At 54.6% G+C, this 24,967-nt stretch carries 17 protein-coding genes; 3 read left to right on the top strand and 14 right to left on the bottom strand.

The genetic code is table 11. The annotated features are described in order from the left end of the window. Positions 1-252 precede the first annotated feature (252 nt). Positions 253-2,580: a glycoside hydrolase family 20 protein gene (locus PXG97_RS17395; RefSeq protein WP_276499082.1), complete on the top strand. Its 2,328-nt coding sequence runs from the start codon at positions 253-255 to the stop codon at positions 2,578-2,580. A gap of 870 nt (positions 2,581-3,450) precedes the next feature. Here PXG97_RS17395 and PXG97_RS17390 read toward each other — a convergent pair. From PXG97_RS17390 to PXG97_RS17365, 6 genes are all read right to left on the bottom strand, one after another. Next, complete coding sequence (locus tag PXG97_RS17390; RefSeq protein ID WP_276499081.1) at positions 3,451-4,497, bottom strand: DUF4249 domain-containing protein; 1,047 nt, start codon at positions 4,495-4,497, stop codon at positions 3,451-3,453. Positions 4,498-4,503: 6 nt separating this feature from the next. Further along, a complete protein-coding gene (locus PXG97_RS17385; RefSeq protein ID WP_276499080.1) occupies positions 4,504-6,888 on the bottom strand; it encodes a TonB-dependent receptor in 2,385 nt (794 codons plus the stop codon). Positions 6,889-7,007: 119 nt separating this feature from the next. Next, entirely contained in the window at positions 7,008-7,526 is a 519-nt protein-coding gene (locus PXG97_RS17380) for a lipid-binding protein (RefSeq protein ID WP_276499079.1), read from the bottom strand. 6 nt (positions 7,527-7,532) lie between these two features. Next, on the bottom strand, positions 7,533-8,177 hold the full coding sequence (locus tag PXG97_RS17375) for an immunoglobulin-like domain-containing protein (RefSeq protein ID WP_276499078.1): 645 nt from the start codon (positions 8,175-8,177) through the stop codon (positions 7,533-7,535). 24 nt (positions 8,178-8,201) lie between these two features. Then, positions 8,202-9,680, bottom strand: coding sequence for a SusD/RagB family nutrient-binding outer membrane lipoprotein (locus tag PXG97_RS17370; RefSeq protein WP_276499077.1), 1,479 nt, complete (start codon positions 9,678-9,680; stop codon positions 8,202-8,204). A 21-nt stretch (positions 9,681-9,701) separates the two neighbouring features. Continuing rightward, complete coding sequence (locus PXG97_RS17365) at positions 9,702-12,842, bottom strand: SusC/RagA family TonB-linked outer membrane protein (RefSeq protein ID WP_276499075.1); 3,141 nt, start codon at positions 12,840-12,842, stop codon at positions 9,702-9,704. A 302-nt stretch (positions 12,843-13,144) separates the two neighbouring features. Here PXG97_RS17365 and PXG97_RS17360 point away from each other — a divergent pair, with 302 nt between their 5' ends. Continuing rightward, positions 13,145-13,969: a hypothetical protein gene (locus PXG97_RS17360; RefSeq protein ID WP_276499074.1), complete on the top strand. Its 825-nt coding sequence runs from the start codon at positions 13,145-13,147 to the stop codon at positions 13,967-13,969. Positions 13,970-13,980: 11 nt separating this feature from the next. Here PXG97_RS17360 and PXG97_RS17355 read toward each other — a convergent pair whose 3' ends face one another. Next, positions 13,981-15,228, bottom strand: a complete 1,248-nt coding sequence (locus tag PXG97_RS17355; RefSeq protein ID WP_276499073.1) for a cation:proton antiporter — start codon at positions 15,226-15,228, stop codon at positions 13,981-13,983. 82 nt (positions 15,229-15,310) lie between these two features. Between PXG97_RS17355 and PXG97_RS17350 the strand changes: the two genes are divergently transcribed. Continuing rightward, positions 15,311-17,401, top strand: coding sequence for a ComEA family DNA-binding protein (locus tag PXG97_RS17350; protein ID WP_276499072.1), 2,091 nt, complete (start codon positions 15,311-15,313; stop codon positions 17,399-17,401). A 607-nt stretch (positions 17,402-18,008) separates the two neighbouring features. On the opposite strand, the gene sigZ is transcribed toward PXG97_RS17350, so the two are convergent. From sigZ to PXG97_RS17315, 7 genes are all read right to left on the bottom strand, one after another. Next, entirely contained in the window at positions 18,009-18,632 is a 624-nt protein-coding gene (gene sigZ / locus PXG97_RS17345) for an RNA polymerase sigma factor SigZ (RefSeq protein ID WP_276499071.1), read from the bottom strand. A 3-nt stretch (positions 18,633-18,635) separates the two neighbouring features. Next, entirely contained in the window at positions 18,636-19,151 is a 516-nt protein-coding gene (locus PXG97_RS17340) for a GNAT family N-acetyltransferase (protein ID WP_276499070.1), read from the bottom strand. Between the two features lie 87 nt (positions 19,152-19,238). Next, complete coding sequence (locus PXG97_RS17335; RefSeq protein WP_276499068.1) at positions 19,239-19,655, bottom strand: ArsI/CadI family heavy metal resistance metalloenzyme; 417 nt, start codon at positions 19,653-19,655, stop codon at positions 19,239-19,241. 185 nt (positions 19,656-19,840) lie between these two features. Next, positions 19,841-20,425, bottom strand: coding sequence for a hypothetical protein (locus PXG97_RS17330; RefSeq protein WP_276499067.1), 585 nt, complete (start codon positions 20,423-20,425; stop codon positions 19,841-19,843). A gap of 28 nt (positions 20,426-20,453) precedes the next feature. Then, positions 20,454-22,352 (bottom strand): DUF3857 domain-containing protein, encoded by a 1,899-nt coding sequence (locus tag PXG97_RS17325; protein WP_276499066.1) that lies wholly within the window; start codon positions 22,350-22,352, stop codon positions 20,454-20,456. Between the two features lie 116 nt (positions 22,353-22,468). Further along, positions 22,469-24,451, bottom strand: a complete 1,983-nt coding sequence (locus tag PXG97_RS17320; protein ID WP_276499065.1) for a DUF3857 domain-containing protein — start codon at positions 24,449-24,451, stop codon at positions 22,469-22,471. 110 nt (positions 24,452-24,561) lie between these two features. Then, positions 24,562-24,951 (bottom strand): hypothetical protein, encoded by a 390-nt coding sequence (locus PXG97_RS17315; RefSeq protein WP_276499064.1) that lies wholly within the window; start codon positions 24,949-24,951, stop codon positions 24,562-24,564. Between the last annotated feature and the right edge of the window lie 16 nt (positions 24,952-24,967).

Raw genomic sequence — 24,967 nt, 5'->3', positions numbered from 1 at the left:
GGACTTGAAGTGAGACGCGCTTCAAAAGATGGCCCTGTTGCTGTAAGGATTCACACCAGTACACCAACAGGGCCAGTAAAGTAAAATATGGAAATGACACAGTTTAAATTACACTCCCGCACAAGCGGACGCTTGCGCCAGAAAGGCAACCCCTAAACCGGCCACGAGCCTCCTACCCTTCAATCCCTCCACTTCTGGCATTTCTCCCATATATTGCCTATTCTTGATGTTCAAACACCACTGTCCCCCTTCATGAACTTCAGAAAGAACATCACCCTACTCCTTAGCCTTTTTATCCTGCTAGGCGCCAGCGGCACGTTTGCACAAAGCAACAGCCCTATCTCCATCATCCCGAAGCCGCAGCACCTAACACTACAAAACGGCCAATTTACGCTCAACGCCGACACTAAAATTCATGTGCCGGCTAAAAACGAGGAGCTGAAACTTATAGCAGACAAGCTGGCCCAAAGTATAAAAACCGCTACCGGTGTGCAGCCGCAGGTAGTGCAGAAAGAGGCGAAAAAGAAGGCCAAAAACGTCATCCAGCTTAGCCTTACGGCCACTCCAGATACCTTAGGGAAAGAAGGCTATACGCTGGAGGTAACGCCTGACCAAATCATACTTGCCGCCAACCAGCCGAACGGCCTTTTTATCGGCACCCAAAGTATAAAGCAACTGTTGCCGCCTCAGCCTACCAAGGCGCCGGTAACGATCCCGGCGGTAAATATAGCCGATAAGCCACGTTACCAGTGGCGCGGCATGCACCTGGACGTGACGCGCCACTTCATGCCGGTGGAGTTTGTGAAGCAGTACATCGACTACCTGGCCATGCACAAGCTTAACACCTTCCACTGGCACCTGACCGACGACCAGGGCTGGCGCATCGAGATCAAAAAATACCCGGAACTGACCGAAATTGGCGCCTGGCGCGATAGCACCCTGATCGGCCACTATTGGGATTTGCCGCAGACCTACGATAACAAACGCCACGGTGGCTATTACACCCAGGAGCAGGTAAAGGACGTGGTGAAGTATGCGCAGGAGCGTTACGTCACGGTAGTGCCGGAGATTGAGATGCCGGGCCATGCATTGGCAGCGTTGGCAACCTATCCTGAGCTGGCCTGTACGGCAGGGCCATTTAAAGTAGAAGGCAAGTGGGGCATTTTTAACGATATCTTCTGCGCCGGCAACGAGCAGACCTTTGCCTTTCTGGAGGATGTGCTGGTGGAAGTGATTGCCTTATTTCCAAGCGAGTACATCCACATCGGCGGCGACGAGGCCCCGAAAGCCCGCTGGAAAGTATGCCCCAAATGCCAGAAACGCATCGCAGATGAGGGCTTGAAGGACGAGCACGAGCTGCAAAGCTACTTTGTGCAGCGCATGGAGAAATTCCTCAACAGCAAGGGTCGCCAGATCATTGGCTGGGATGAGATTCTGGAAGGCGGACTGGCCCCGAATGCGACCGTGATGAGCTGGCGCGGCGAGAAAGGCGGCATTGAGGCAGCCAAGCAAAAGCACAAGGTGGTGATGACACCCGGTAACTATGTATATTTCGATCACTACCAGGGCGACCGGGAACTGGAGCCGGTGACCATCCACGGCAATAACCCGCTTTCAAGGGTCTACGCTTACAACCCCACCCCGGCAGAGCTCTCCAAAGAAGAGCAAAAGTACATCCTGGGCGCCCAGGCCAATGTCTGGACCGAGTATATTCCTAACCCGGAGCATGTGGAGTACATGGCTTTCCCACGTATCGCCGCCCTCTCGGAAGTGCTCTGGACGCCGGTACACCTGAAAGACTGGGAAGGCTTTAAAGCGCGCATGCAGCAGCAGTACCTGCGTTATGATGCCATGGGCGTAAACTATGCCAGGAGCGCCTTTCAGGTGCGCCAGCAACTGCAGGTAAGCCCGGAGCGCAAGGCCGCCAAGGTGATGTTCACTAACGAGGCCGCCGGAACAGACATTTACTACACCCTGGATGGCTCCGAGCCAACAGCCAACTCGCAGAAGTATACCGGGCCGTTTGAGCTGACCAAAGCTGCTGTGATCAAGGCAGGCTCTTTTCAGGATGGCAAGCTGGTAGGCCAGGCCACGACTCGGGTATTTGATGCACATAAAGCCCTTAACCGCAAGATAACGCTGGCCAAAGAGCCACACCGCAGCTTCTCGCCGGGCACAGCCTCCCTGGTTAACGGCATTCACGGTACCACCGACCACTACGACGGCCATTGGCTGGGCTACCTGAAGGATGACCTGGAAGCCGTAATCGACCTGGAGCAGGTACAGTCCATCTCCAAAATCAGCAGCTCCTATGTGCAGCACATCGGTTACCGCGTATTCCTGCCCAAGCAGGTAGAGTATGCCGTGTCGGAGGATGGCAAAACCTTTAAGACCGTGAAGGTGATCAGCAATACCGGCAACGAAGAAGGCATCATGCGTAAAACCGTTGCCGCCGAGTTCCCGGCTACCAAGGCACGCTATGTAAAAGTGACAGCCCGCAACGTAGGCATAGCGCCAGCCCAGTACCCAGTAGGAGGCCGCGAAACCTGGCTGCTGGTAGATGAACTGAGCGTAGAGTAAGTATAAAACAAAAGCCCCGATTGCACCTCTCCGGCCCCTTCAAAGGAAAGTCTACACTTATCCTTTTAAGGGGCCGGAGTTTTTAGGTTGTTCCCAAGAGCGTCTCAGCACACGATTACATCCCCCTGCCGAAACAAGTCCTGGATCCTGTGGGCTTCTAAGTGGGTTAGGTTCAAGTTAGATTAGTAGAGGCTTTCGAGATGATACCGGCTCTATGGCTAAAGCAAAAAAGTCTCAGCAGCGACGGGTCCAACCACCCCTACTCCTCCTTGTCTAAGGAGGGGAGTCTGTAATTGCTTTAGCTAAAGTATAAGTTCTATAGCATGAGGTATTGGAGGAACATCCCCCCTGCCCCCTTCAAAGGGGGACTTTAGCTGAAGTTGCATTAGCTGCAGCTATCGAACATGATCCTAACCTTTGGGTTGAGCGCCTTTTGGATGTTGCGGTGCCCGCTAGGGCAGCCCGCAGCGCCAGCGAGGAGCAGCTTCAGGCACACCGCGCGATGCACTTATCGAGGGCTCCTACCCCCAAGGCGAGGCCTCCCGGCCTTGAGGGAGCCAAAGCCAGAAATGAAACGAACCGCTTGTGGGAACTAGAGGATCAGCGGCAGCTAGTAAGGACAGCTTAGTTCCAGTTGCGGAAAGCGGTGGCTATAGAAGTATAGCCGAAGTATATAGTGTGGCTCTTTGAGCCAGTAGGGCTGCAAACCCTACATCATAAAAAAGCACGAGTTGCAAACTCGCGCCAGCGGGAGCCATTAGATAAGGAGGCGCCAGGGAAGAGGGTGAGCACAAGCTAAGGGAAAGTTAAATCTTCCACAGTATCTCTAAATCTCATTTTGAGTTGTAGCCAAAACAATCCGTTTATACTCTACCAGAACACCGGCCGCTCGGTGGTGCTGTTGGTAATCACCCGGCAATCATCCGGAAAAACGTAGGGCCCGACGTTCACGCCTAGCTCCTCCCGCCGGATAACTAAGCTGCGCCGGGTTACCGCCGAAGCTCCGAAAAAGCCCAGCGCCCGCTCACCGGTGGCCGTGTTGGTGATGTTGCCGATGATGGTGGCCGGAGGTGGGTCCTGTATACCTCCGCCGTTCTCGATCTGTGCCTTTAGGATGCGCCAATAATCATAAGCGGCCTCCGAAAGAGAGAGTTGCTTTACCTCGAGGTGGTATTTGGTGCCGAAGGCCTGTTCTGTCACCGGAATTTGGGTTACGACTTGCCGGCTCAGGAGGCCACCGTTCAGCAGCCTATCCTCCTGCACGTTTACACTGTTGGTGGGGCTGGTTACCCAACATACCTCGCAGCAATCTTTGGGCCTTGGCACCCGCACGCCTCTTATTTTTTCGGTATAATCCCAAGGCTGGGTATTTACCTGAAAGGTGCTCTGCCACTGCCATAGGTAATAGTTCTTTTCCGTTGCCGGGTCCTTAGCATCAAGCAGTACATCCACTACGTAGACCGTTTCTTCCACATCGGCTTCATTTAAAATCTGCTGCGGACGCACCTCAAAGTATAAACTGTCGATGGGTGGCACGGGCCGAAGCGTTTCGGGGGCAGAGGTATAGCTTTGCCCGCTTTTAGTGCGGATGCTCAAGGTATACGTAGTCCCTAACTGCCCTTGCAGGCCCCCTTCGCTGGTTTGGTAAAAGCCTGGCGCAGTTTCGATAAGCGTTTCCTCATTCCCCTGGTCATCAGAAAGTATAAGGGTGGCCCCGGTTTCCACAGCGTCCCAGCTGTCGGCGTAGCTGTTGTAGGGCTTGCTCCGGCTTAGGCGCACGCTGTATGGTCCCGGCTCGTTCGTGATCATGCCGTCCACCACCAGCTGCTCCGCCTCATCGTCTATCTCCAGATCCAGCGGGTCTATGCAGCTGCCCACCAGCAGCAAGATGATACTTAAGATGACTGCTTTTTTCATGACGCCTTACCTGAACTTGAAATCATAAGAAATGGAAGGCAGCGGCACCCCCACCACCGCCAGCCGGTAAGCTCTGGGCGGGGAGCCGTATACTTGCCGGAAGAAAACTGAGTATGGGTTTTTGCGCCCGTACACGTTGTAGAGCGAGAGGTTCCAGGTGCCCTCCCAGCGCTTGCTCCTGGCCTTGTCCGGCAGCAGCGACAGCGACAGGTCGAGCCGGTGGTAGTCGGGGATGCGCTGCTGGTTACGCTCGCCAAAGTGGGGCACGATGAAATCGCCTATCACGTAATGCGCGAGCGGCGCGGTGATGGGGCGGCCGGTGCTGTAGGTAAAGGTAGCTGCCAATAGCCAGCGCTTGCCCACTTCGTAGCTGCCCGCCAGGTTCAACGTATGGGGCTTGTCGTAGCTAGCCGGGTAATACTCGCCTTTGTTCACGGTTTCTTCCTCCGTAGCGCCCTGTATGGCAATCTCGGTGCGGGCGTAAGTATAATTGAGCCAACCCGTCAGGCGCCCGCTCACCTTGCTGATGCTTGCCTCCACGCCATAGGCCCTGCCTTCACCGGCCAGCAAATCTGCCTCCAGCGTTCTGTTCAAGTATAAGTTGGCCCCGTTCTTATAATCCAGTATGTTTTCAATCCGCTTGTAGTATCCCTCCACCGAGGCCTCTATGGTGTTCTTCCTGAAGTTGCGGAAATAGCCCAGGCTCACCTGGTCCCCGATCTGCGGCTTTATGTGGGTGTTGCTGCTTTTCCAGATGTCGGTGGGCGAGATGGTAGTGGTGTTGGAGATGAGGTGGAGGTACTGGCGGTGGCGGTTATAGCCGAGTTTGATAGCACTGCGCGCATCCAAAGTATAGTTCACCGAGAAACGTGGCTCGGCGCCGTGGTAACTTTCGATCACTTCCCCGCTGCCGTAGCGCAAGGTATCTGTAATAGTGCGCTCCTGCTTAGGCACGCCAGGCTGATAGCGGTATACTTGCCCGGCCCCGTAGTTGGCGTAATACGAGTAACGCAGGCCATACATGACGGAAAGCTTGGGCGAGATCCGCACCTCATCGTTCCAGTACAGAGCGCTCTCCAGCGCCTGCTCCGGCTGCAGCTGCACCGGCAGCACCTGCGATTCAGGAGAGGTTGGCTCTAGCCTGCCCTGTTCAAATGCAAAATCCAGGGCTGCCGCGCCGAAGTGGATGGTGTGCTTACCCGTAGCCAGGGTAAAGTCCGCCTGTACACTTTTCAGTTCGATGCCGTTGCTGTACTCTGAGGCATTCACGCGTTGCTCCGATGTCACCTTAAAAGTATAATCTGTGTACACTCCGCTCATGCTCATCGAAAAGCCAGGGCTGAAGCGGCGCGTGTAGGTGGCCGTGGCCGCATTGGTAGACCAATTGTAGAGTGTGTCGCCGGAGAAGCCGAACTCATCGAAGCTGCGGTAGCCGGAGATGGCGAGCTTGTTGCGATCGTTGAACGTGTGGCTAATCTTGGCAGAAGCATCGTAAAAAGTCGCTTGGCTGTTGCGGATGCTCGCGTTGGGCATTTTGCGCAGCAGCCAGTCGGAGTAGGAGCTGCGGCCGGCCACCAGAAAAGAGGTTTTGCTTTTGATGATGGGGCCCTCCACCGCCAGCCTGGCTGACACAAGCCCTATGCCGCCGTTGAGCGCAAATGCTTCCCTATCACCCTCCCGCTGCCTCACATCCAACACCGACGAGATGCGCCCACCGTACTGCGCCGGCACACCGCCTCGGTACAGCGTCACGTCCTCCACAGCATCGGGGTTGAACACCGAGAAGAAGCCGAACAAATGGGCGCTGTTAAACAGCGGCGCGCCGTCCAGAAGGATCAGGTTCTGGTCTACGCTCCCGCCGCGCACATTAAAGCCCGTCGCCGCCTCGCCTACCGAGCTCACGCCCGGCAGCAGTTTTATACTTTTCACCACATCCACCTCCCCCAGAAAGGGCGGCACCGACTTAATAGTATTGATGCTGAGGCTCGTGATACCGCCCTGCACGCTCCGGATGTTATCGTGCACCGGCTTCTGCCCCACCACCCCTACCTCCGACAGCTGCACCGACGACCGCACCAACGGTACATTCAAGGTCGTGTTGCCGCCGCTCAAGCGAACCACGGCCCGCTCGTAACCCAGGTATGAGATGAGAAGGGTGCGGCTGCCGGCTGGTAGAGATAGCTCGAAGTAACCTTTCTCATCTGTGGTGGTACCCGCCTGGCTTCCTTCAGCCACGACGGCGGCTCCAGGCACGGCTTCTCCAGTCTGTGAATCACGCACGGTGCCGCGCACGGCAATGCTGCCCGCTTGAGCAAACACAGAGGCGTGCTGTAGCAAAGGCTCGCAGAGCACCAGGATAGCTACGGTAAGCCGGAAGGCAAGCAGCCGCATATACAGGTCAGGTTTGTGGGAAGTATAGAGGAAACGGCCGGTTCGAGGTAAGCTTACAGGGCAACAAGAAAGGCAGACCTCCTCGAGTCTGCCTTTCCTGATACCAACTGTACTAACTCTTACTCAAACCCGGTACTGCGGTGGCCATAGACGTGGTAGATGGTGCCAAAGGGATCAGGGTTGCCCTCCGCATCTTCGTCATCACTAAACGACACCCTGAAGTAAATGCTGTCACGCATGATGCTGTTCACCTCCACCGCATTCAGGAATACCTGCCCATCGGTGATCGTAACCTGTGAGTTATAGGACATGTTCTCCAAGCTCTCACCGCCAAAGGTCAGGTTGGCAATGTTGATAGGGGTTTTGACCTTGAAGTCCCAGAAATTGCCCTCATCGTCCACCCATACTTCTGTTGGCACGTTGGCCGCTGTGTTGTAGATCAGCAACTCAGAGTGCTCTGCCAGCGGCTCAAACTGTCCGGGAGCGGTCTCTATGCTATAGGTTACCGACCAGGTACCGGAAATAGGGTAGGTGGCCGTGAAATCTATGTCATCTTCATCGTCATCATCACAGGATGTAAAAAATCCCAGAGACAGGAACAGGGCCAGGAATAAAGTATACTTTAGTTTCATATCCATACCGTTTTATAATTTAACAAAAGTGCGCAGGGCTGCACCGTAACCGGGGTTAATGACAATCCAGCTGTAACTCACACCAGGCACAACGGTGGCATCGGTTGCCGCGAAGGTGGTGCCCTGTACGCTCTGGAGTGGTACTTCCAGCGAGTTTACATCGTAGTGGTAGAACCTTACGGTGGTGGATGGCCCAGGATCAGCCACCCCTCCGATGTTATCCGTCTCGTACAGCCCAGGCTCTATCCGGGTCACTGTAGACACCCCTAAAGCACCAGCGTTGCGTTGATACTGCCCGCTTAGATCTATGGCGGCTGCCTCCGGGGTGATCACGCCCACGTACCTTGTGGCCGAGGCAGAGAATCCGTCCTGATTAACGGCCGTGTAGGTAAGCACATAAACACCAGGCACGCTGGTATCAACGGTACCGGAAGTGGTGTACTCTATAGCTGTCTCACCCTCAAAGGCCTCTATCCCCGGGTCTGTAAAGCTTTCCCCTACCTGTACCACTTCCCATTGGTCTCCGATAAGGGCCACCGTAGGATAGGTTGTCACGAACGAAACGTTCGCCGTTTCGTCGTCTTTCTCACAGCCAGCCAAAAGAAGTATTGTCGCAAAGAGCACGACTGCCGTGAAGGTTTTATTTATAGTTCTCATCTTTTCAGAATTTTATGTTCTACATTAGTCCTTCACATCCCACCAAACCGGCACGTTTATCTCTATCAGCCCAGGGTAATTCTGGTTTCTGATGGCCTCTGTGTTTGGGTACACCAGGCGCTTCGGTATCAGATCTGCACCAAGGGTAGACGCCGCTGAAGGCTCTATAAAGCTTGGGTAACCGGTTCTTCTAACCTCTGTCCAGGACTCAAAGCCCTGCACCCCGTTAAAGGATACCCACTTTTGGGTGATAATCTGCTCTACTTGCGTCTCCACGTCTGCGCCAACAGGGTAAGCCACTTCCGGCTGCTCCAAAAGCTGGTCCACCAGCGCCACATCCTCTCCCAGGTAATCGAAGGAGGCTCTGATACCCTCTGCATACAGCTCGCTGGCATCTCCGCCAGCGCCGCCTGTCCAGCCCCGGGCTACGGCTTCTGCCTGCAAAAAGAAACTCTCGGCCGCCGTGATGAAAGGAACAGCTGTTGTAGGGCTTGCCACGGCAGGCCCCGGCTTAGACACTGTGTTTGACTGGTCTCCGGTTCTTTCCGGGGTACACTCCACACCCTGGTCCACCCCTATGAAGTTGCCAGCGCCCGCCCCTGTTTCTGCCGGTGCATAGAACTCGTTAAGGCGTGGGTCATTCGTGTCCTGCAGGTAATTTAAGGAGGTGTTACTGGCTACCACGTCAACACCACCCCTGAAAACCACCTGTGTCTGGTAGAAAGGGTTACGGTTTTGTGTCTGGTTGACGAACTCCACATCGCCCGTTTCTCCGCGCTGCAGGAACTCCGCTCCACTAGCATACATGGCCTGTATGCCGCTTTGGGCCACATCTGGCCTTACGTACGCCTGACGCAGGTATATTCTCAGCTTAAGCGTGTTGGCAAACCGGCGCCATAGCCCCATGTCCCCTCCATACACCAGGTCTGAGGTTCCCAGTTCAGATGAGGTTCCTTCATCAATCAGCATCAAAGCGGAATCCAGCTGCACAACCAGCAGGTCATAGATCTCCTGCTGCGCCTGGTACTCCGGGTTTTGGTTCTCCAGGCCTGCCAGCGCACTGGTGTAGGGCACATCGCCCCAGGCATCGGTAATAATCTGGGCAGTGTATACTTCCATAATGCGCCCGATCGCTGCTACGTTCTGGTTTTCGTCCTCTCTGGCCTGTTCGCTCACAAACCTGAAGTCCTCCAGGGCGCCAGCATACAGCTCGCCCCACACGCGTGCGTCGTAGTCGGAAGAGGTGATCTGATACAGCTCTAAATCACAGTACTGGTTGGCGGCACCGGCCTGGGTCCAGTGCTGGGCAAAGAAGTTGCCCAGGAACTGAAACTGGTTGCCCAGCACATAGGCCAGCTCGCCCTGCGCCGCCGGCAGCGTGAGGGCTGGCGTCGAGGTTGGCGGGTTGTTGGGGTCCACGTTTATATCAAGGTAGTCGTCGCAAGCTGTAAAGCCAAGAAAGGCAAATAGTACAGCCAGCACTCTTATATGTTGCTTTTTCATGATTGTCTCGGCTTCGGTATGTTAGAAAGTAACTCTGATGTTGGCACCCCAGGAGCGGGTGCTGGGGTAACTGCTGAACTCATAGCCCTGTAGGTTACCGTTACCAAAGCTGTTCACCTCCGGATCAATGTAAGTGTTCTCATCCGGAGTCCACAGCACCAGGTTACGGCCAGAGAAGCCAACCTCAATGTTTCCGAAGAAGGTCTTGTCCACGATAGACTCCGGTAAACTGTAAGATAGGCTCACCTCTCTGAGCTTGGTGAAGGAGGCATCAATAATATTGGTGCCCTCGGGTAGGTTACCCCAGTATTCGTACAGGTTGGTGTTGGTGAGAGGCGTAGTGTTCTCTACATACTCATCGCTGGTGCCTACCTGTACTACAGAGTTAGGTATGATATAGGGCTGACGGTCGTTAAAGAGCGTTTCCGGGGCGGTACCAGCAAAGCGTTGCGTGCCTCTGGTTCTGGAGTAGATCTTGCCCCCCTGGCGGGTATCGAAAACTACTGATAGCCTCAGGCCCTTGTACCGGAACGTGTTTACCAGGCCGCCCTGCCAGTCTGGCTGAATGCTGCCCTGGTAGGTCTGCTCTGTAGACAGGCGTGGGCGCCCGGTCGATGCGTTCACCACGATACGGCCCTGTGGGTCGCGCAGGTAGTCCTCCGCCAGGAACGTGCCATATGGCCTGCCCTCAGAGATGACCAGCGCAGCCGATGCCAAGCCACCAAGCGAGATTTCATTTTCCCCAGCTACGTCCTCAACCGTGTTCTCATTTTTAGTGAAGTTCACGCTGATGTCCCAGCTAAAGTCATTGGTCTCGATCGGAATACCGCCGACAAGCAACTCGATGCCCTCGTTCCTGATCGTGGCTGCGTTCAGGAAGGCAGAGCCGAAGCCCGTGGCGTAGGAAAGCGGCACGTTGATGATCTGGTCTGTCGATTTGGAGTTGTAGTAGGCAGCATCCACTCGCATGCGCTCTCCAAAGAAGCGCATGTCGGCCCCTACCTCCCAGGAGCTTGTATTCTCCGGCTGCAGGTTCGCGTTGCCGATGACGTTGCTTACCTCAAAACCAGGCAGCCCGGCAAAGGGAAAATTAAGATCAGTGCCTGCGAAGCCATCGCTGATGTTGCCTGATACAAACACAGAACGTGTGCTGTAGGGCAGCGCATCGTTACCTACGTTGGCATAATTGGCCCTGAACTTGGCGAAGCTGATAGGGGTAGTCTCGGCCAGCCCAAAGGCTTCTGCTGCATCAAAGGCCAGGTTCACGGACGGATAAAAGAAGCTGTTGTCGTCTATAGGCAGCGTAGAGGACCAGTCGTTACGGCCTGTCACCTCCAGCCAAAGGAAGTTACGGTAGCCCACCTTTGCAGAGCCATAGACACCAACAAGCCTTCTCTTGTCCCGGAAACTGGTGGTGAGCGGCGTACCGATGATGTTGCTCAACGACCTGAACTCATTGTTGGCCAAGGCATCGGCGATGGCCGTCAGGTCGTCGTTCTCCCGCTGGTTGATGTTGTTGCCTATCAGCACATCCAGCGTCAGGTTTTCGGACAGGTCCCTGTTATAGCTTACAATAAGGTCTGAGTTAACCTCTCTGTAGTAGATCTGCCGCTCCGCATACATGCCATTGTCGTTGTTGGAAGCATTTTGCCCCTCCACATCCCGAATGGCCATGAACTGTTTGCGGCGGTCGGTATAAAAGTCTGTGCCGATTCGGTAGGTGACGTTAAGGCCCTCCATGATGTCATACCCCAGGGTGATGTTGCCGAACAGGCGGTCCACCTCATTCTCATAAGTCTGATTCCTTAAAGACCAGTAGGGGTTAATGGTGTATGGCGAGTAGAAACCTGCCTCATCGTTAAAGGGGCTATCCAGGTCTTCCAGCTCACGCACAGGAATGTCGCGCGGCGTCTGGATGATCTGGTTAAATACTGAGTTACCCTGGCCGGTTAAGGCAAAGTCGCCACCCGACTTGGTATAGGTCATGGATACCGAGGAGTTAAACTTATTGAGCAGCTTTGTAGAGCCCTTCAGCGCAAGAGAATGGCGGCTATACTCCGTGGTCGGCACCACGCCCTCCTGCTGTGTATTGGAGTAGGACGCGTAGTAGGTGGCGTTCTCGGCAGCCCCGGACAGCGAAACCGTGTTCGTCCAGTTATAGCCATAGTTGAAGAACTCCTTGATGTTGTCCTCCAGCGCCACATAGGGCTTCACGCGCTGCTGGTTGTCAATAACTTGCCCCCAAGGGCGAAGCTCACCAGTAAATATAGGGCCCCAACTGGTGTTTTCTTTCGGGTCCGGCGCCCCAAAGAAGCCCTGCCCGTAGCGGTTTTGCAGCTCAGGGTAGCGCAGAATATCCTCCACGGTATAAGAGGACAGGTAAGTGATTTCCGCCTTCTTAGTAGCACCCCTGCCTGATTTCGTGGTGATCATGATCACACCGTTGGCAGCACGGGCACCGTATAGCGCTGCCGCTGCGGGTCCCTTCAGGATGTTGATAGACTCGATGTCATCGGGGTTGATGTCGTTGGCCCTGTTACCTACGTCCACACCGGCATTCAGGTCATCCCCGGTGCCGCTGCTGCTGTTATCCACAGGTATGCCGTCTATCACAAACAGCGCCTGGTTGCTTTGCGAGATTGACTTGGCTCCCCGTATTACCACACGGGTAGAGGCGCCTGGGCCACCGCCCTGGCTCTGGATGTTTACGCCGGCTACCTTGCCTTGCAGCGCGTTGGCCACGCTGCGCTCACGGCCTTGCGTGAGCTGCTCCGAGCCTACCTGCTGTGTGGCATAGCCTAACGTTCTCTCCTCTTCCTCCCTGCCAAGGGCTGTTACCACCACCTCCTGTAGCTGCTCTGCATTTATGCCCATGGCTACATCAATGGTGGCGGCGTTCCCTATTTGCCTTACCACGTCGGAATACCCAAGGAAGCGGAACACCAGCGTATTGGAATTGGCAGGAACGTTGATCGTGTACTCCCCACCGGCACCCGTTGTGGTACCAACAGTTGTTCCTTGTACAATTACCGCCACACCTGGTAAGGGTTGCCCGGACTCCTGGTCGGTTACCTGGCCCGTCACCGTTCTGGCTCCTTGAGAATAGCCTGACAGGGGCAAAAGCAACGCCAGCATCAGACTAAGTAGTAGAACCTTTTTCATAAGCACGTTTTTAGCTGTTGAACAAACTGTTACAGCTTAGTTCTACGTACTTCTAGCCATGCTCTTCTATCTTAATAATACAATTTTATAATAAATCGATACCAGCAAACCAAAAATCAATGTCAACACACCAATTTCTTTAGCCAGTAAACGTGTGCAACTAATTCTGCGATAACTAAAATTTACATATCATTTAAGGCAGCTCCCCGTACAAGCGTAAATACCTATAATCCAATATTAAACAGTTCGTATAGCAGACTATAGCACTTAATGAGAATAAGCTTGCTACTGCTCTTGCAGCCATGAGGTACAAACACACGGTTATACTTTTTGTGGTCTTCGTATCGGGTTTGACGGGAGCCCAAGGACAAAATCTGTGCAATTTCGGCGCACGCGCGGCAGGCATGGCAAATGCCTCTGTAACAGTGGCTGATGTGTGGGCCCTGAGCAACAACACGGCAGGCATAGCCAGCCTAAGGGCACCAGCCATTGGGGTATTTGCGCAGAACAGGTTTAGGGAACAGGCTTTCACTACAGTTGCCCTGCAAGCTGTTTACCCCACCGCCAGGCATGGCACCTATGGAATAAGTGTGAGCCGCTTTGGCGATGCGCTTTTTAACCAGCAGCATGCCGGCCTGGGGGCAGCGCATAAGCTGGGGCAGTTTAGCCTGGGCATTAAGGCTGATGTGTGGCAGGTGGCGGTACGGGAATACGGCAGCCAGAAAGCAGTGGCTTTCTCGGCCGGCGTGCAGGGAGAGGTGGTCCCGGAGCTATACTTCGGTGCCTTTGCCTATAACCTGACGCAAGCTAAGCTAGCTTCCTTTGAAGACGAGCGCCTGCCCACCGTGATGAAGGCGGGCCTATCCTACCGCCCCACACCCCGCTTTCTATTAGCCGCCGAAACAGAGAAGAACATAGATTATGATGCCGACTTTAAGGCTGCCGCTGAGTATGCTCTGCTACAGGAGAAATTCTTAGTTCGTACCGGCTTCAGCTCCCTTACCAGCAGCCTGAGCTTTGGGGTTGGCTTTAAGGCACGCCAGCTGCAGGTAGACTACGCCTTTGGCTCCACCACCCCCATCGGCAACAGCCATTACCTTTCTGTAGCTTATTCTTTCGCCGAATAGCAGTCCGTACCTTATACCTGTATCCTGCCTGATACCCGCTTGATGAAGGCTTCAATAGTAAGCCCCTGTATTACCAACGATAACAGTACCACCGTGTAGGTGATGGCCACCAGCTCGTCGCGGTACATGCCTGGGGTAAGCGAGAGCGCCAGCGCTATGGAAATGCCCCCACGCAAACCTCCCCAGGTCATGATGGACAGGGCACCGGGCGCAAAAGTGCGATGCAGGCCCAGCGTGTAACTCGGCACCGCCAGCGCCACGTATCGCACAGCCAGCACAATCAGGGTGGTGATGGCCCCTATCAGCGCATATTCCCACTTAAACTCCACCACCATCAGTTCCAGGCCGATGAGTACGAAAAGTACTGCGTTCATTATCTCATCCACCATCTCCCAGAACTTGGTCAGGTAATCGGCGGTTTGCTCGCTCATGGCCAGTTTGGTGCCCTGGTTGCCAATCAGCAGGCCGGCGGCCACCATGGCCAAGGGGCCGGAGAAATGGAGCATCTGCGCTATGCTGTACCCCCCCATCACCACGGCCAGCGAGATGATAACCTCGGTTTGGTAATGGTCTATGCGCCGCATAAAATGAAACGCAATGTAGCCGATCAGCAGGCCCAGCCCTATGCCGCCACCCACCTCTTTGATGAAAAGCTCTGCTATAAAGGAGCCTTCTATGTTGGCAAGGCCCATCTGCGCGACCTGGAAAATGGAAATAAACACGACCACGCCTACCCCATCGTTAAACAGCGACTCGCCCGTTATGCTCACCTCCAGCGACTTCGGAATCTTGGCTCTCTTCAGGATGCCCAGCACGGCAATGGGGTCGGTGGGTGAGATCAGCGCCCCGAACAGCAGGCAGTAGATGTAGCCGATCGGCTGGCCCAGCAACAGCAGCAGGTAATAAAACAAGGTACCTGTCACGGCAGTGGAAATACGCACACCCACGGTGGCGAAGATCAGGATGGGCCACTTGCTCTGCCGCAGCCTCTCCAGGTCGGTGTGCAGGGCACCGGCAAACAGCAGGAAGCTAAGCATAAACTCCAGCAGGATTTCCGAAAAGTTAAGCTCCTTGAGCTGCCCTTCCACCAGCGCCTCGAACTGGGGCGACAGAGCACCCGCCCCCTGCACCAGCACAGACAGCAACAGCCCGGCCAGCAGCAGCCCTATGGCACCAGGAAACTTAATGTATTGCTGGTTGATATAGGCAAAGATGGCAGAGATGACCAGTATGGCCGAGAAAATGTGAAAGACCTCCATAGTGCTAGCGTTCGTTCAACTTTATGCTGCCATGTTAAGTATGACAATATTCTGATACTATAATTCAAGCTTTTAGTTGTTTATGAAAAGAGGCTTGCTCATGTGTTGGCTGGTGTTGTTCTGGTTTCCGCCGCTGCTGGCGCAAGACTACCCGCGCCAGAACATAGACCTGGACCTGCTGGTGCAGGAGCTTTTTGCCGAGCAGGACGATGAGAACATCAGCTACGAGGACCTCTACGAAACACTATTCCAGTACTACCAGCGCCCCATCAATCTAAGCCGCACCACGCCTGAGGAGCTTGCCTCGCTCTACCTGTTGTCCCGTGCGCAGATAGCCTCTTACTTTGACTATGTACAGGAGAACGGGGAGTTGCTGAGTATTTACGAGCTGCAGGCGATCACGGGCTTCGATTTGCCTACCATTTACCGGCTGCTGCCTTTTGTGCAGGTGCGCGATGCGGGGCTCCAGGCTGACGCAAGGCCGCTGTGGCAGCGCATGGTTGGGGAGGATAACAACGCGCTTATACTTCGGTACGAGCGCACCCTGCAGCAGCGCCGCGGCTACATGCCTGTAGACACCAGCAGCCGCTCCACCACCCGCTATCTGGGCTCGCCGGAGAAGCTTTTCCTTCGCTACCGCACCAGTCACGCCCGCGACTACAGCTTTGGCCTCACCGCCGAGAAAGACGCCGGCGAAGCTTTTACCTGGAGCCCCGGTACCCGCCGCTATGGCTTCGATTTCTATACGGCGCACCTGCAGCTCTACAACAAAGGGCGTTTTAAAACCATTGCCTTAGGCGACTACCAGCTGCAGTTCGGGCAGGGGCTGCTGCTCTCCTCAGGCTACAGCGTGGGCAAGGGCAGCGAAACGATCACCACCGTTAGCAGACCGAACCTGGGCATCCGGCCTTACAGCTCGGTACTGGAGTACGCCTTTCTGCGCGGAGGGGCCGTAACCTATGCGTTGGGTAAGGTGGATGTAACAGCCTTCTACTCGAACAAACTCATAGACGCCAACCTGCAGACGCAGCTCGACACGCTGGACACGGAGCAGCGTTTTTTTTCCGGCATTCAAACCACTGGCTTTCACCGCACCCCTACCGAGCTGGCTAACAAAGACGCCGTGCGCGAGCAAGTATACGGCAGCAGCGCCCAGTACCAATCCACAGACAAAGCGCTTACGCTAGGTGTCACTGCCTTGGGCACCCATTATAGCGCCGCCATACAGAAAGCCGGGGCACCTTACCAGCGCTTCGAGTTCGCAGGCACCCACAACTACAACCTGGGCACCAACTACAGTTATACCTGGCAGAATATCTACCTGTTCGGGGAGACGGCCATGAGCAAGAGTGGCGGCCTTGGAAGTATAAACGGCCTCATCGCCAACCTCTCCAACCATGTGGAGCTCTCGATGCTGTACCGTTACTACGCCCGTGATTTCCATACTTTCTATGGCAGTGCCTTTGGCGAGAGTACCCGCAACATCAACGAGCAGGGCTTTTACACCGGCATCAAGATCAGGCCGCTGCCGAAGTGGGAAATCACCGCCTACTACGACCGCTTCAGGTTTCCGTGGCTGCGCTACCTGGTGGATGCGCCCTCGCATGGGGAGGAGTACCTGGTGCGCTTATACTTCCGGCCCAGCCGGCAGAGCAGTTTTTACGCGCAGATGCGGTACGAAAGCAAGGGACGTAACCGGAGCGGCAATACCACCGCCATGGACTATGTGGCGCAGGCCGAGCGGCGGAACTATCTGTTATACTTTGAGACATCACCCACCCGCACGCTAAACCTGAAGACGCGGGTGCAGTTTGGCACCTATGAGCAGGAGTCGCCACAGCAGACAGGGTACTTTCTCTCGCAGGATGTAAACTTTACGTTTGACAGGATCCGCCTCAGTACCCGTTACGCCCTCTTTGACACCGACAGCTACGATACCCGCCAGTATGCCTATGAACGCGATGTGCTTTACGCCTTCTCCATTCCCGCCTTCAGCGGCCGGGGCACCAGGTTTTATACCTTGCTACAGCTTCGCCCGCTCCGCGACCTGGATGTGTGGGTAAAGTATGGCCTCACGCATTTCCGAGACCGGGAAAGTATAGGCAGCGGTCTAGAGACGATTGAAGGACCGAGGAGGTCGGATGTGAAGGTGCAGGTAAGGTATAAGTTTTAGTTGTGGGTTGTTAAGCGTGAAGGCATAATTACTACACCCTCCGCTGGCGCGAGTTTGCAACTCGTGCCTTTCTATGAGGTCGAGTTTGTAACTCGACTGGCTTGGGAAGCCATACTTATACTTGCATTGCCCTGCTTCCAGCAACTGGAACCAAGCTATCCTTTATAGTTACTGCTGATCCTCCAGACTTATATATCTATTGTTTCATCTCTGGCTATGGTGCTCTCAGGCCCGAGAGGGCTCGTCTTCGGGCATCGCGCTGGGAGCTTTTCCTTTGCTCCTACGTCGCAATGCCCTCCGGGCACCGGAAAAACTCGCATAGGCGCTCCACCCAAGGACTGGGATCAGTTCGATAGCCTCAGCTGGAGGAGCTTGAACAGAGCTCCCCTCCTTGGCTAAGGAGGGGCAGGGGTGGTTGGACCCGGTAATGAGAAACTCCCTCTCCTGTTCTTAGGAGAGGGCTGGGGAGAGGTTAATTCCCCTCCTCGGAGGGGTTAGGGGTGGGTTTACACTTATAAGGACAGGTTGCCACCATCCCTGCAGCCAGCTTTTGTGAAAGTATAGGAGGCACAAGCGGACGCTGGTACCATAATGAAGTATAACTTGATTACTTTTCGCAGCAACTCTCCGGCCCCTGCAGCGCCTTACAGTCAGCCTTTACTTCTGCTCCCAGCAACTGCCCATCGTGGCTTAGTTCGAGGTGGCAGCACTCCAGAAACAACTGCTTCAGCTTCTCGCGCCCTCGTTGTACTCGGGACTTGGCGCCGGAGTAGGAAATCCCTAGCCGCTCAGCAATCTCTTTTTGGCTTACGCCTTCCAACTCACTCAGGCGCAGCGCCTCCGCATACTCGGGGGGTAGTAAGCTAATCAGTGGCTCCACCAGTTCCTCCACCTCCTGCCGGTTCCGCTCTGTTAGCTCCTCCGGTTCAGGAAACTCTGCCCCATCTTCCAACGGTTGTCGGCGGCTGTTATCCCGGAAAAAATCGTGCACCGCGTTGCGGGTGATCTGGTAGAGCCAGGCCTTCAGGTTGTGCACGCCCTGCAGCTGCTCGCAGTTTTTGTAGAGCTTCAGGTAGAGCTGCTGCAGAATCTCGTTTGTTTCCTCCTTATCCTTTACACGCTTCTGCACAAAACCTCGCAGCTGCGCCTCGTATGCTAAAAACACAGGGGCCACAGACGCGCAGCTATCCTGCAGCAAATGGGTAGTGGGGGTGATGCAGCAATTCTTCATATTTTATACACCAACGATCTTACTTCTTATTTCCATCAGGCAAACGTCGCGCCACTGCCCGTGCAGTTGCCCCAGCCGCTCGCGCACTCCCACTACTCTGAACCCGCATTGCTCGTGCAGTTTTACACTTGCCTCGTTCTCTTTGAGTATACCTGCCTGCAGGGTCCAGATGCCCGCCTGCTCCGACTCCTGCACCAGCCGCTGCAACAGCAGTCTGCCAATGCCTCTGCCTTTATACTTCGGGTGGATGTACACACTGTCCTCGGCCACGCCGCTGTACACGCACCTGCCCGACACCGGCGTAAGCGCACCCCAGCCTGCCACACGGCCATCCTCAGCCAGCGCCACCAGGCGGCAGCTCTTCATGTACTTGCTGTCCCACTCTTCCCAGGCCGGAGCCTTGGTTTCCAGGGTGGCGTTGTTGGTGGCAATGCCCAGTTCGTAAATTTCCCTTACCTGCGGGTAATGCTCCGGCAGCATCTCTGTTAGCAGCACAGCGTGTTGAGTTGCGGTTTCCATAAATCTTATAGCAGGAGTAAATATAAACCAGCAGCAAGTATGAAAGTATACCTGCTGCTGGTTTTGTTTTCCGTAGTCTATTCTGTACTAAATGGCATCGGTAACTTCAGGGCAGCATTGGCTGGCTGGCTCTCCATACACTGTGGATTCCCCGAAGGTATAAAACGCTTCCCAATCCACGCCCTGCGGGTCTGTTATCCACGACTTCTCCGACTTGGCGTAGCAGCAGGTACACTTGCCTTCCTCCCGGATAGCCCCTTTGGCTTCTTTCAGTCGGCCGTATACTTCGCCCAGTTCCTCCTCGCTCTCAGCCTGTATGCCCAGGTGCTCAATGCCGGCGTTTTCCGGGTGATGGGAGATAGCGAAGTTTACCCGCGGGTCTTCCAGCATCCACTTGGCGTAGTCGGGCTTCAGCACGGTCGGCTCAGCCCCAAACAGGGCAGTATAAAACGCAGTGGACTCCTGCAGGTTTTTTACTCTTACGTTTACGTGAAATCTTTTCATGGCTCTGTCTCTTAAGGTGTTTTGTTCTTGTTACACCCTGATGACGGGGCCACCTCTGAAAAGACGCAGCTTTGATAAAATTATTTTAAGTTGCCATTAAAAAAGCGCTGCTAACGCACATGAAAGTGCATTGGCAGCGCTTTTCTGAAGTGCCCCCTTCAGCGGGAGCCTACATTTTAAAGCGCTTACATGCACAGGCTCTCCAGGGGCAGCTTGGCCACCAGAGGTTTATCAGGGGAGTTGCGCTGCATGCCCTCAAAGTCCAGGCAGAACCGGATGGTGTAGCTGAGCGGGTGATCTGTGGCAAGGGCTGTTCCGCCAAACTCCTTCATCTTGTCAGGGCTCAGGTTCACGGTGAACAAATACTCCAGGTGGCCGGCGAGGGATGGCAGGTCTTCTGGAAAAACAGAGAAACCAAAGCCGCCATACTGCGCCTCTCCTCCGAGCAGCTTGTCCAGAAGCCCGGGTTCGCGGGAGTAGTAATTAACCATGAACTTCCCCACCGAGAACTCATCTATACTATCCACGGCAGGCACGGCCACAGGCAGAAAAGTGGTGAACTCCCCCGGGTGCACGCCAGTTACGAGAAGTAAATACCGCTCACCCTGCTCCTGATAAAGAAAGCAGTCGCCGTACCGGTAATCTTGGTTAAACCCTCTGCTACTCAGCTCTACGCGCCCGCTCCGTTCGGCAAACTCGCCAAGCCTGTTCTGGTGCATGCAGCCGGCACAGGTGCCTATCACGATCAATGCAAGTATGATCTTTTTCATCGCCTCCGAAGTAAAGCCGCTTTCATACTTATGGCAGGTTCTTCACAAAAACCAATTGCTCGGCATCGGCCTTTATCACCTTGTTATAGAACTCCACCAACTGGCTGTAAGTGTCAGGGGCAAAACGGCCCTTGTGCATCTGCATGCGGCGCATGTAAGTCACGCGCTGCCCGTCTACCTTCACCGAGGCAGTATACTCCCCAAAGACGGATGCAAGCTTTACCTCGCGCGGCAGGTACTCCACAGAATAGCCATTAGGCATTTCTATCTCCACCGTGTCCACATCCAGGTAGGCCATGGTGCGCACCACATCGGTAAGCCGTGTCTCCTTTTGGTTTGGCACATGCGTCCACTTGCTCATCAGGTTCGGGTTAAGGAACATGCGCTTGCCGCTAAGCGTGGCGCATTGGCGCAGGCTCAGCTCCAACTCCTCGGTTATACTTGGTACGCGCTCCTTCTTCTGCGCGAAGCTATAACTGCTGATCTCGAAAGGTGGAGCCGACGTGTTTTCATAAAGCCACTTGCGTTGGTCTTCCGGCTTGCGGTTGGTAATCACCTGGTTGCGGGTCTCCTGCTGGATGCCGGTGTAGCGCGTGCTAATTAAAGCGGTGCCGCTGCCCTTCTCGTCTAGCTTCGCAATGATTTTCCTGACCTGCTGGTTATCGCCGGCACCGTAGGAGGTGGTTTTAACCAGCTTGCCCCCCTCCGGCGTAATAAGCAGCGCGTGCCTGTCGCCGGTGAAGCTGCCGTTATAGCCGGCAGCCTCGGTCTGGCTCGTGCACTCCAGCCACATGGTGTCCTGCGCCATCGGCACGCTAAGGATCACGTGGTTAAACTGGCTGCTCGGGAACTCTGTCTTGATGTCAGGGGTGCCCTCCCCGGCGTTTATCAGCGCATAGTAGGAATCCACCCCCACTGCCTTTAGCATGGCCTGGGTGTAGTTAGACAAGGCTTTGCAGTCGCCGTAGCCTTTGCTATCCACAAAGCTTGCCTCAAAAGGCTGCCAGCTTCCGATGCCCAGCTGTATAGACACGTAGCGCGTCTTGCCTTGCATGTAGCCATACACCAGCCTCACCTTCTCCTCGGTGGTCTTGGCATCGGCGGTAAGCTGCTGCAGCTTGGCTACCGTTTCCGCCGGAAGCTTGTCGCGCCCCTCGTTCAGCTTGCTGATCCAGAGGCCGAACTCTTTCCAGGTTTCCATGCTGCCTTTGTAGCCATCCACCTCAAACGCATCAGGGGCCGTCAGCACCATCGGCACCAACTCTCCGAAACCTGGCCCGTAAGGCTCCCGGTTCACTGGCGACAGGTTGCTAACCTCCCATTTATAAACCTGGTGGGTGGGGCTGCTGCTAACCTCCACCTTTTTCGTGATGTTGTTCTCCAGGTAGCGTAACTTACTGTTGAGGGGCACCTGCACCTGCAGGCTTGCCCGCTCCACGGCCAGGTTCTCCCCATCCTGCGGGTACCAGCGCGGGTAAAACATCATGTTAGACTGCGACACCTCATACTCGAACTCCACCGTGTAAGGGTACACACTGTACTCCAGGCTGGCAATCTTCACGCGGCTATCCTCATACACCGAAATGCTGCTGATGGCGCTAATGTCCTTGATATCGCTGTTCTTCAGCTTCTTTATCCGGTTGCCGTTCCTGTCGTAAGAAGTACCGCTGATGCTAGTCACCTTGCTCAGCTTGTTGTAAGGCACGTAGAGCGTAGCCCGGTGGTCGCCGTTCTCGTTCAGGATGGTGATCTTGGTTTTAAAGCGGAGCGTGCCGCTGTTGATGGAGTTGACGGTGAAAACCGTCTCTTCGTAGCGTATGATGGCATTTGCCTCGTTGCTCAGCTCTGCCAAACCTGTGCTTGCAGAGGCGAACACCTGCGGGCTTAGCAGCAGCCAGCACAGCAGGCCACCCAGCCAATTATACATTGTACTTATCCGTAACATAGCCAATCGGTCATCTGTAAAAGGTAAAGGCCGCTGTCGGGCAACCTCTGCCGGAGCTTATTGCCACAGCAGAGGCCGCCTCGCAGCCATACTATAGGTTATTTTGCCGCTATCTTTTTTAGAACGACCTGCTCGGCATGCTTCGCAATAATGCGGTTGTAGAGCTCTTTCAGGTTGGCATACTCCTCTGCATAGAACACTGGCTTGTTGATGCTGAGCTTGCTCATTACCTGCAGCATGTTGCCCTGCTGCTGCACCATGTACATAAAGCGGCCGCCGCTCTCGGGCAGGTTCAGCGCTATACTTTGCGGGGCCTCCTCTACCTCGTAGCCTTCTGGGATGGTAAAGCTGAAGATGTACGTCTCATCTATTGGGGTGCCAAAATCAACCGGATACAGGCGCTCGTTCAGCTTGAACGGGTTCTCCTTCTCGCCGCGGCCCAGCATGGGGTTCAGGTAAATAATATCATGAGCGCGGCCGCTGCCGTTCACATTGATGTTATAGGTGATGTCCAGCGAGCTGCCCAGGTCATTCAGGTTCTTGATCTCCGGCTTGGTGAGTTTGAAATCCCCTACCTCCTTGGCAAGGCGCTCGGTATACTTGCCCTCGCCTTCCTCCAGTATGGCCCGGCGCAGGTTAATGGCACCGTAACCACCCGCCGACTCGCGGCCAGTGCCAACTATCTCGCCTTCGCCATTCATTATTAGGGTGGCGCTGAAAAGCTTGGAATAGTTTGTTGCCGGTGTAAGGCTTACCCAACGATCTGCTCCTTTCTTGATCAGGCGGCCCTGGCCGTTCAGGCAGCGGGTTGGCAGCACGCCAACGGTCACCAGCGGGTCAGTGGCATCCAGCAGGTACTCCGTCTCCCCTACTTTCACGTGCGCTATCACGTAGTTGAACTTTGTTACCATCGGCGACATGGCGGTGTTGATGCGGCCATGGTTCCGGGTGCTGATCAGCACGGGGGCAGCATCAAACCCAGCCTCCAGCAGCATGGAGGTAAGCAGCAGGTTTATGTCGGCGGCGTTTCCGGTACGCTCGTCCCAGGCTTTTCGAATGGTGGTGTTGGCATAGGTACTGTTGATGCCGTTCCACTTCATGCGGCTCTTCACCAGATCAAATATGGCGGCTAGCTGCTCCGGCTGGCTTTTATACTTGCTTTGGATAATGGCTAGCTGATCTTTAAAGAACCCGCTGCGGTTCAGCTGCACACCGAACTTGTCCTGTGTCATCAGGTCTGAGGTAACTTTCTGCCAATCGCCGGTCATAGTGCGGGAGGCCTGGCCTGGGAAATGCACGCGCTGCAACTCAAACTCGATCTTCGACTGGTAATCACGAACGGTGGTGATGTATTTTTCCTCTTTCAGGGCCGGCACATCCTTCATAACCCATACATAGGCATTGTTCAGCATGTCCGGCGACGCCTTGGAGGAGCCGGTAGCCGCCTCTTTGTTACTCTCGTTGCTGTACAGGGCGTGGTAGCCCTGCATCAGGAACTTGTAGTCGAAATACTCGGGGATGCGGGCGCGGTACTCGCTCCGCACCACCGGGATGCTGTGCTGGAACTCCCAGTCGCGGAGGGTGTAGACAAAATCGGAGGTAATCGTGTAGCTTACATCGATCACAGAGCCCTCCTTTACGTTGGGCATGGTGAACTTTTTGGCGTACCAGTACTCAGAGGTCTTCTCATCAAAAACGCTGCTCCCCTCCAGCTTGTCCTTCTGTATCTTACCATCCTCCAGATTAAAGGTGTACCCTTTTATGGAGCCCACCCGCTCTTTGCCGGTGCCTTTCTGGTAATAAGGCACCACCACATCAGCCCAATCGTAGCCTGACTTCTTGAAGATCTTGATGCGCACCTGCCGCTCGAACACTACTTTCATTTCCCCCATGTACTCAAAGCGGGAGAAGCCATAGTCGGACAATATAACGGCAGCCGCAGCGGTATCTTTGTCGTACACGCTCATTTTAAGCTCCTCTTCGGATACTTTTCCGAACTTAAAGTCTTGTGCAGCTGCGTTGTGGGAAAAGCCTGCCAACATCAGGGCCAGCAGGAACAGTTTTGTAAAATTTGCTTTCATAGGCAAGGAATTATAAATAAGTGTATTTAATGCGCAACCAGAAGAGCATGCATCCTGAACATCAGACATCTAGCACACTCTACATAGCAATATTACAGGATAATCCTGTGCTAAAATCTCCTATAAAGAAAAGCATATTCTACTATATATACAAAAGCATTAAATAATATTCTGACAATTTCTTCTGCAGATACTCCCTTAGTGGCCTTTGAAGCAGCAGGTTGTTTTATATTGGCTTGCTGTGCTTTAACATACTTGCGATAGGCCAGCAAGCTATGAGAAAACTTGTGCTGTACCGGCCGTGCTTCCTTTGTTATACCCTTACGTCCAGGCAATGTGCAGCACCAGCAGGTAACCGCAAAAAAGCTACGAAAGCAGACTATCGGCTGGAGCAGGCCATACTTCACAGCCCTTGGGTATACTTCTGCTACACTCACCTTGCCCCTGTTTGGTAATGGCGCCATAACAATAGGACAAGCCTTAGCCTTGTTTTCCAGCATATGCCAAGGCTGCAAT

Source organism: Pontibacter litorisediminis (assembly GCF_029360645.1).
GTDB lineage: Bacteria > Bacteroidota > Bacteroidia > Cytophagales > Hymenobacteraceae > Pontibacter > Pontibacter litorisediminis.
This window is presented reverse-complemented; position numbering and strand designations above follow the sequence as displayed.

What these genes read in the sequence shown, in the direction of transcription:
- PXG97_RS17380 (WP_276499079.1), bottom strand. Translation starts at nt 7,526, where the DNA reads ATGGATATGAAACTAAAGTATACTTTATTCCTGGCCCTGTTCCTGTCT.
- sigZ (WP_276499071.1), bottom strand. Translation starts at nt 18,632, where the DNA reads ATGAAGAATTGCTGCATCACCCCCACTACCCATTTGCTGCAGGATAGC.
- PXG97_RS17395 (WP_276499082.1), top strand. Translation starts at nt 253, where the DNA reads ATGAACTTCAGAAAGAACATCACCCTACTCCTTAGCCTTTTTATCCTG.
- PXG97_RS17335 (WP_276499068.1), bottom strand. Translation starts at nt 19,655, where the DNA reads ATGAAAAGATTTCACGTAAACGTAAGAGTAAAAAACCTGCAGGAGTCC.
- PXG97_RS17320 (WP_276499065.1), bottom strand. Translation starts at nt 24,451, where the DNA reads ATGAAAGCAAATTTTACAAAACTGTTCCTGCTGGCCCTGATGTTGGCA.
- PXG97_RS17365 (WP_276499075.1), bottom strand. Translation starts at nt 12,842, where the DNA reads ATGAAAAAGGTTCTACTACTTAGTCTGATGCTGGCGTTGCTTTTGCCC.
- PXG97_RS17355 (WP_276499073.1), bottom strand. Translation starts at nt 15,228, where the DNA reads ATGGAGGTCTTTCACATTTTCTCGGCCATACTGGTCATCTCTGCCATC.
- PXG97_RS17330 (WP_276499067.1), bottom strand. Translation starts at nt 20,425, where the DNA reads ATGAAAAAGATCATACTTGCATTGATCGTGATAGGCACCTGTGCCGGC.
- PXG97_RS17360 (WP_276499074.1), top strand. Translation starts at nt 13,145, where the DNA reads ATGAGGTACAAACACACGGTTATACTTTTTGTGGTCTTCGTATCGGGT.
- PXG97_RS17340 (WP_276499070.1), bottom strand. Translation starts at nt 19,151, where the DNA reads ATGGAAACCGCAACTCAACACGCTGTGCTGCTAACAGAGATGCTGCCG.
- PXG97_RS17350 (WP_276499072.1), top strand. Translation starts at nt 15,311, where the DNA reads ATGAAAAGAGGCTTGCTCATGTGTTGGCTGGTGTTGTTCTGGTTTCCG.
- PXG97_RS17370 (WP_276499077.1), bottom strand. Translation starts at nt 9,680, where the DNA reads ATGAAAAAGCAACATATAAGAGTGCTGGCTGTACTATTTGCCTTTCTT.
- PXG97_RS17390 (WP_276499081.1), bottom strand. Translation starts at nt 4,497, where the DNA reads ATGAAAAAAGCAGTCATCTTAAGTATCATCTTGCTGCTGGTGGGCAGC.
- PXG97_RS17375 (WP_276499078.1), bottom strand. Translation starts at nt 8,177, where the DNA reads ATGAGAACTATAAATAAAACCTTCACGGCAGTCGTGCTCTTTGCGACA.
- PXG97_RS17325 (WP_276499066.1), bottom strand. Translation starts at nt 22,352, where the DNA reads ATGTATAATTGGCTGGGTGGCCTGCTGTGCTGGCTGCTGCTAAGCCCG.
- PXG97_RS17315 (WP_276499064.1), bottom strand. Translation starts at nt 24,951, where the DNA reads ATGCTGGAAAACAAGGCTAAGGCTTGTCCTATTGTTATGGCGCCATTA.
- PXG97_RS17385 (WP_276499080.1), bottom strand. Translation starts at nt 6,888, where the DNA reads ATGCGGCTGCTTGCCTTCCGGCTTACCGTAGCTATCCTGGTGCTCTGC.